A 6,422-nucleotide genomic window follows, 5' to 3' on the forward strand; every position below is an offset into this window, starting at 1 on the left:
CCCCGCCCTGCGCGTGACTGCTGCGTCACAGTTGCACCGCCCCGCGGCGGGCATCGACGATCATTCCCGGCATACGCCATGTAACCGCCTTGACGCTCCTGTGAAAACTGGGAAAGCTGACGCGCGGCATGCGCATGCCGAGTGGCCGTGATCGGGGGCGGCGGCGACAGCAGACCACCCCCAGTGTCCGCCGGGTTCGGCGCGCTGCTCCATTGACGACACGGCTACTGGGGGTAGCAGCAGATGACGAAGAAGACGCGCGTCCGTTTCGCGCGGGTGGCCGCGGGTGCGGTGATAGCCGCCGGTGCGTCGCTGACCGCGGCGGGCGCCGCCTCGGCGACCGGGATCGTGAACGTCCCGGGCATCGGTATCGAGGGCGAGGCCGGCCTCGGCGTCGGCGCCGCGACCGAGGGCAACGCCAACGGGGGCAACACCACCGAAGGCAACACCAGCGTCGGGAACACCAGCGGGGGCGCCAGCACGGGCACGTCCACGGGGACCAGCACGGGCACGTCCACGGGGACCAGCGCGGGTACCTCTACGGGGACCAGCACGGGTACGTCCACGGGGACCAGCACGGGTACGTCCACGGGGACCAGCACGGGTACCTCTACGGGCACCAGCACCGGTACGTCCACGGGGACCAGCACGGGTACCTCTACGGGCACCAGCACGGGTACCTCTACGGGGACCAGCACCGGTACGTCCACGGGGACCAGCACCGGTACGTCCACGGGCACCAGCACCGGTACCTCTACGGGGACCAGCACCGGTACGTCCACGGGGACCAGCACCGGTACGTCCACGGGCACCAGCACGGGTACCTCTACGGGCACCAGCACGGGTACCTCTACGGGGACCAGCACCGGTACCTCTACGGGCACCAGCACGGGTACGTCCACGGGGACCAGCACCGGTACCTCCACGGGCACCAGCACCGGGACGACCGGCACCACCGGCTCCACCGGTGGCGGCTCGGACTGCGCCGTGGACCTGGCCGGGGCCGAGTGCGCCGACAACACCGACACCGACTCCGTCGGCACCCAGCCCGTGCAGCAGGGCGAGGCCAAGGAGGAGCTGGCCGAGGTCGGCGGGGACGCCGCGGGCGGTCAGGCCGGCGGCCAGGCGCAGGCCCAGGCCGACGGCGAGCTGGCCGAGACCGGTGCGGCGGAGACGTCGTTCCTGCTGATCGGCGCCGCGACGATGATCGCCGGCGGCATCGGCTTCCGGATGCTGCCGCGCCTGGTCGCGGGCGGTCGCGCCGCCGCCTGATCCGGGTGGCGCGCACGTGAAGGAGGGCCTGGGCGGCCCGTGAGGCCGCCCAGACCCTCCCGCGTGTGCGGCGAGGAGCGGCGCTACGCCGCCTGATGGGCGAGCAGGGCCACCGCGGCCACCAGCAGGACCAGCATCACCAGCAGGGCGGCCGGGCTGATCCCGCCGAACGGGCCGTCCTGCTGAAGGCGCTCCCGGTTGGCACGGCAGACCGGGCAGCGGCCCTCGCTGACGGGGGACGCGCAGTTGGCGCACACCAGTCGGTCGTAGGTCATGCGCTCTCCTCCTCCCGGGCACAGAGTTCCCTTGGCACAACGCCCGCGGAAGCGGAACCGTTCCCCTTTCCACTGTGCCAGGTCCGCCGCGATGAGGCGCGGCCCCCGTCGATTCCGTGACGACCTCGCGACGACTTACCGCGTACCGACAAAAAGGGCAAGCCAGGACGCCGACTGCGCGGCCGGGCCCCGGTCGCGTATGGTCACGCTCACCTACTCCCTGCCGACCGTGGTGCATCCGTGATCCGATTCGACAACGTCTCCAAGAGCTACCCGAAGCAGAACCGCCCCGCCCTCCGGGATGTCTCCCTGGAGATCGAGAAGGGCGAGTTCGTCTTCCTGGTGGGCTCCTCGGGCTCCGGCAAGTCCACCTTCCTGCGGCTGATCCTGCGGGAGGAGCGCGCCAGCCACGGCATGGTGCACGTCCTCGGCAAGGACCTGGCCCGGCTGTCCAACTGGAAGGTGCCGCAGATGCGGCGCCAGCTGGGCACCGTCTTCCAGGACTTCCGCCTGCTGCCCAACAAGACCGTGGCGCAGAACGTGGCGTTCGCCCAGGAGGTCATCGGCAAGCCGCGCGGCGAGATCCGCAAGGCCGTGCCGCAGGTGCTCGACCTGGTCGGGCTCGGCGGCAAGGAGGACCGGATGCCCGGCGAGCTGTCCGGTGGTGAGCAGCAGCGCGTCGCCATCGCCCGGGCGTTCGTCAACCGGCCGATGCTGCTGATCGCGGACGAGCCGACCGGCAACCTCGACCCGCAGACCTCGGTCGGCATCATGAAGCTGCTGGACCGGATCAACCGCACCGGCACCACCGTGGTGATGGCCACCCACGACCAGAACATCGTCGACCAGATGCGCAAGCGCGTCATCGAGCTGGAGAAGGGCCGTCTCGTCCGCGACCAGGCACGCGGCGTCTACGGCTACCAGCACTGAGGAAAGGCTGAATCGCACGCGATGCGCGCCCAGTTCGTACTGTCGGAGATCGGTGTCGGCCTCCGTCGCAACCTGACCATGACCTTCGCCGTCATCGTCTCCGTGGCCCTCTCGCTCGCGCTGTTCGGCGGCGCCCTGCTGATGCGCGAGCAGGTCGGCGCGATGAAGGACTTCTGGTACGACAAGGTCAACGTCACCATCTACCTGTGCAGCAAGAACGACGCGGGCGGCGGCGCGGCCGGCGCCCCGGCGTCCGGCTCCTGCGCCAAGGGGGCCATCACCCCGGCGCAGAAGGACGAGATCAAGGCCGACCTCAACGACCTCCCGGTGGTGGAGAAGGTCTACTTCGAGACGGCCGACGAGGCGTACAAGCACTACAAGGAGCTGTACGGGGACAGCGCGATCGCCAGCATCATCACCCCGGACCAGATGCAGGAGTCGTACCGCATCAAGCTGAAGGACCCGGAGAAGTACCAGGTCGTGTCCACCGCGTTCGCGGGGCGGGCCGGAGTGCACTCGGTGCAGGACCAGCGCGAGGAGCTGGAGACGCTCTTCCAGATGATGCGCGGCATGAACGTGGCGGCGCTGTGCGTGATGGCGCTGATGCTGGTGATCGCGCTGCTGCTGATCGTCAACACCGTGCGGGTGTCGGCGTTCAGCCGCCGCCGGGAGACCGGGATCATGCGGCTGGTCGGCGCGTCCAGCTTCTACATCCAGATGCCGTTCATCATGGAGGCCGCGGTCGCCGGTCTGCTCGGCGGCGTGGTGGCCTGCGGACTGCTGCTGACGGGCCGGTACTTCCTGATCGACGGCGGGCTGAAGCTCGAGGAGACCATGCCGGTGGTCAACTTCATCGGCTGGGACGCGGTGGTGTCGGTGCTGCCGCTGGTGCTGGTGATCGGCCTGCTGATGCCGTCCCTTGCAGCGCTGGTCGCGTTGCGCAAGTACCTGAAGGTGTGACGGATACCCCTGGCGCGCTCTCGCCAACAACCGCTCCGCTGGGTGGGCTTGTCCTAGAGTGGGCGCCATGCGGGCCCCCGGAACGTGTACTCGGCCCCGCGGTCCACGCGGCCGCGGGGCGGCCCTGACCTTGCTCTTCGCCACCGTGGTGGCCGCCGCCGCGGCCACCGACTGCCTGCCCCGGCAGGACGAGGGCGCCCCCGGCCCCGCGCTCGCCGGAGAGACCGGTGAGCGGTCCCGGCCGCCCGAGCGGGTGGACCGGGGCGAGCTGGCCAGGGCGGCCGCCGAGGCGGTCGCCGAGGGCAAGTCCGGCGCCCAGGCGGCCGAGGAGGTCGTCAGCCGCAGCGGCGACCGCTGGGGCGCGGTCTACGACCGGGGCGAGTACGCCGAGTTCGCCCGCGCCCTCGACGGCCGCTACACCGGCGTCGGCCTCTCGCTGCGCCGCGCCGCCGACGGACGCATCGAGGTGGCCCGGGTAAGCCCCGGCGGCCCCGCCGCCCGCGCCGGGCTCAAGGCCGGCGACCGCGTGCGCGCCGTGGACGGCCGTGCCGTGGAGGGCCGGCCGGCCGCCGAGGCGGTCGCCCTGCTGCGCGGCGGCGGGGCCGCGCCCGGCACCCCGGTCAGCGTCGCCGTCCAGCGCGGCGACCGCGCCTGGACGCAGCCGCTGCGCCGCACCAGCCTGGCCGCCGACGACGTCACCGTGCGCCGGGCCGCCGGCGGCGCCGTGCACATCACGGTCTCCGCGTTCACCCGGGGCAGCGGTCAGCGCGTCCGCGACGCGGTGCGCGCCGCACCGCCCGGCGCGGGCGTGCTGCTGGACCTGCGGGGCAACGGCGGGGGACTGGTCGACGAGGCCGTCACCGCCGCCGGCGCCTTCCTGGACGGCGGGCCGGTCGCCAGCTACGACGTGGACGGCGAGCCGCGCGTGCTCACCGCCGAGCCCGGCGGCGACACCGCCCGGCCGCTGGCGGTCCTGGTGGACGGCGGCACGATGAGCGCCGCCGAGCTGCTCGCCGGGGCGCTGAAGGACCGCGGCCGGGCGGTCACCGTCGGCTCGCGCACCTACGGCAAGGGCTCGGTGCAGCTACCCAGTCCGCTGCCGGACGGCTCGGTCGCCGAGGTCACCGTCGGCCACTACCGCACCCCCTCCGGCGCGGCCGTGGACGGGCGCGGCATCACCCCGGACGTCGCCGCCGGGCCGGACGGGGCCGAGCAGCGGGCCCGCCAGGTATTGACTGGCCTGGGCACCGGGTCGTAGTGCGAAAATGACGGCACTATGGCAAAGGCGAAGGACACCGGACGCAAGATCGTCGCGCAGAACAAGAAGGCGTGGCACGACTACCACATCCTGGACACCTACGAGTGCGGGCTGGTGCTCACCGGCACCGAGGTGAAGTCGCTCCGCCAGGGACGCGCCTCCCTGGCCGACGGCTTCGTCCAGATCGACGGCAACGAGGCATGGCTGCACAACGTGCACGTGCCGGAGTACGCCCAGGGCACCTGGACCAACCACAGCGCCCGCCGCAAGCGCAAGCTGCTGATGCACCGCGCGGAGATCGACAAGCTGGAGTCGAAGTCCCAGGAGACCGGCCACACGGTCGTCCCGCTGGCGCTGTACTTCAAGGACGGCCGGGCGAAGGTCGAGATCGCGCTGGCCAAGGGCAAGAAGGAGTACGACAAGCGGCAGACCCTGCGCGAGAAGCAGGACCGCCGCGAGACCGACCGGGCGATCTCCGCCGCCCGCCGCCGGCAGCGGGCCTGAGGACCCGGGCGGCGGCGGACCGCCCCGGCGGGAATGCGCTGGCACCCGCGGGCGTTGTTCCCGTACGATGGCACTGCCCCTCACCGCAGGGGCGCCGATTGAAAAATCAACATGGGGATGATCGGTTTCGACAGCGGATGTCGAAGCAGGGGAAGCGTGTCGAGGAAGCGGCAATGATCTCGTAAACCACGCGCCGAAACCAATAATCGCCAACACCAAGCGCGATTCCTTCGCCCTCGCTGCCTAAGTAGCGACTTGCGAAGTGTCAGCCCGGGGATGTTCCCGACCCGGATCCTGGCATCGACTAGGGAACTCCACCGCTAGACCCGGTCACGGGGTGTAGCGGAAAAACAAACAGTGACTGAGCCCGTCGGAGACTTGTCCGCGTGATCTCCGGGGCTGAGAAAAGCACAGCGGACTGCACACGGAGAAGCCCTGATTCCGCACCGTTGGACGCGGGTTCGATTCCCGCCATCTCCACTCGGCGACAGGCGATCTGTGCCCGCGGACTGCGCGGGCCGGGTCGCCTCGTCGTGTTTTTGCGGACTTCGTCCGCGTGTGCGGGGGGCTTGGCCCACCCGCGCTCCCGTGTAGGGCGCCGTCCAGGGAGCGCACCTCCGCCTGGCCGGGGTCACCGGCTCGTGCGCGGTCTCATCGCCAGCAGCAGGGCCAGGGTGGCGGCGGCCGCCGGGGTGGCGAAGGCGGGGGCGGGGCCGAGGTGCTCGACGAGCCAGCCGCCGGTGGCCGAGCCGGCCGCGATGCCGCCGAGCAGGGCGGTCACCGCGAGGGTCATCCCCTCGTTGAGCTGCCCGGACGGGGTCAGCTGCTGCACCAGGGTCATCCCGGTCACCATGGCCGGCGCGGTGGCCATGCCCGCGACCAGCAGCGCCGCGGCCAGCACGGGCAGCGCGCCGGTCGTCACCACGGCCAGCAGGGGCAGGCACATCAGAGCCGCCATCGCGGCCAGGCAGGCGGGCAGCGTGGCGCGGCGGCTGACGCGGCCGTAGAGCAGACCGGCCAGGCAGGAGCCGGCCGCCTGGAGCGCCAGCACCGCACCGGCCGCCGGGCCCTCGGCGTACGCGAGCGTCACGACCTCCATGGAGCCGAAGACCGCGCCGGTGGCCAGGAAGACCAGGAGCAGGGCGGGCATCCGGGGGGCGCGCAGCGGAGTGCGGGTGGGGCCGGTGCGCGGGACGACCGGGGGTTCGGTGGTCCGCCGGGCG

8 protein-coding genes and 1 other RNA gene are annotated in these 6,422 nt (G+C 71.9%); 6 read left to right on the forward strand and 3 right to left on the reverse strand.

Annotated features, from left to right (window positions below):
• Window positions 1-224: 224 nt before the first annotated feature.
• Window positions 225-953, reverse strand: a complete 729-nt coding sequence (locus tag C6N75_RS32090) for a hypothetical protein (RefSeq protein WP_322888042.1) — start codon at window positions 951-953, stop codon at window positions 225-227.
• A 34-nt stretch (window positions 954-987) separates the two neighbouring features.
• Between C6N75_RS32090 and C6N75_RS32095 the strand changes: the two genes are divergently transcribed.
• Window positions 988-1,272: a hypothetical protein gene (locus C6N75_RS32095; RefSeq protein WP_322888043.1), complete on the forward strand. Its 285-nt coding sequence runs from the start codon at window positions 988-990 to the stop codon at window positions 1,270-1,272.
• Between the two features lie 83 nt (window positions 1,273-1,355).
• On the opposite strand, the gene C6N75_RS11815 is transcribed toward C6N75_RS32095, so the two are convergent.
• Window positions 1,356-1,547, reverse strand: a complete 192-nt coding sequence (locus tag C6N75_RS11815; RefSeq protein ID WP_105868829.1) for a hypothetical protein — start codon at window positions 1,545-1,547, stop codon at window positions 1,356-1,358.
• Between the two features lie 240 nt (window positions 1,548-1,787).
• Between C6N75_RS11815 and ftsE the strand changes: the two genes are divergently transcribed.
• The 5 genes from ftsE to ssrA all read left to right on the forward strand — a co-directional run bounded on the left by ftsE (window position 1,788) and on the right by ssrA (window position 5,682).
• On the forward strand, window positions 1,788-2,477 hold the full coding sequence (gene ftsE / locus C6N75_RS11820) for a cell division ATP-binding protein FtsE (RefSeq protein WP_105868830.1): 690 nt from the start codon (window positions 1,788-1,790) through the stop codon (window positions 2,475-2,477).
• A 21-nt stretch (window positions 2,478-2,498) separates the two neighbouring features.
• Complete coding sequence (gene ftsX, locus C6N75_RS11825) at window positions 2,499-3,437, forward strand: permease-like cell division protein FtsX (protein WP_105868831.1); 939 nt, start codon at window positions 2,499-2,501, stop codon at window positions 3,435-3,437.
• Window positions 3,438-3,504: 67 nt separating this feature from the next.
• On the forward strand, window positions 3,505-4,695 hold the full coding sequence (locus C6N75_RS11830) for a S41 family peptidase (protein ID WP_105868832.1): 1,191 nt from the start codon (window positions 3,505-3,507) through the stop codon (window positions 4,693-4,695).
• 18 nt (window positions 4,696-4,713) lie between these two features.
• Entirely contained in the window at window positions 4,714-5,199 is a 486-nt protein-coding gene (gene smpB, locus C6N75_RS11835; protein ID WP_105868833.1) for an SsrA-binding protein SmpB, read from the forward strand.
• A gap of 113 nt (window positions 5,200-5,312) precedes the next feature.
• Window positions 5,313-5,682: a transfer-messenger RNA gene (gene ssrA, locus C6N75_RS11840) on the forward strand.
• A gap of 148 nt (window positions 5,683-5,830) precedes the next feature.
• Here ssrA and C6N75_RS11845 read toward each other — a convergent pair.
• A partial coding sequence (locus C6N75_RS11845; RefSeq protein ID WP_146132550.1) for an MFS transporter occupies window positions 5,831-6,422 on the reverse strand: 592 nt, incomplete at its 5' end.

Source organism: Streptomyces solincola, assembly GCF_002982015.1.
GTDB classification, from domain to species: domain Bacteria; phylum Actinomycetota; class Actinomycetes; order Streptomycetales; family Streptomycetaceae; genus Streptomyces; species Streptomyces solincola.

Bases quoted from the DNA above. Each gene is read 5' to 3' on its own strand.
- C6N75_RS11830 (WP_105868832.1), top strand. From the start codon at position 3,505: ATGCGGGCCCCCGGAACGTGTACTCGGCCCCGCGGTCCACGCGGCCGC.
- C6N75_RS11815 (WP_105868829.1), bottom strand. From the start codon at position 1,547: ATGACCTACGACCGACTGGTGTGCGCCAACTGCGCGTCCCCCGTCAGC.
- ftsX (WP_105868831.1), top strand. From the start codon at position 2,499: ATGCGCGCCCAGTTCGTACTGTCGGAGATCGGTGTCGGCCTCCGTCGC.
- smpB (WP_105868833.1), top strand. From the start codon at position 4,714: ATGGCAAAGGCGAAGGACACCGGACGCAAGATCGTCGCGCAGAACAAG.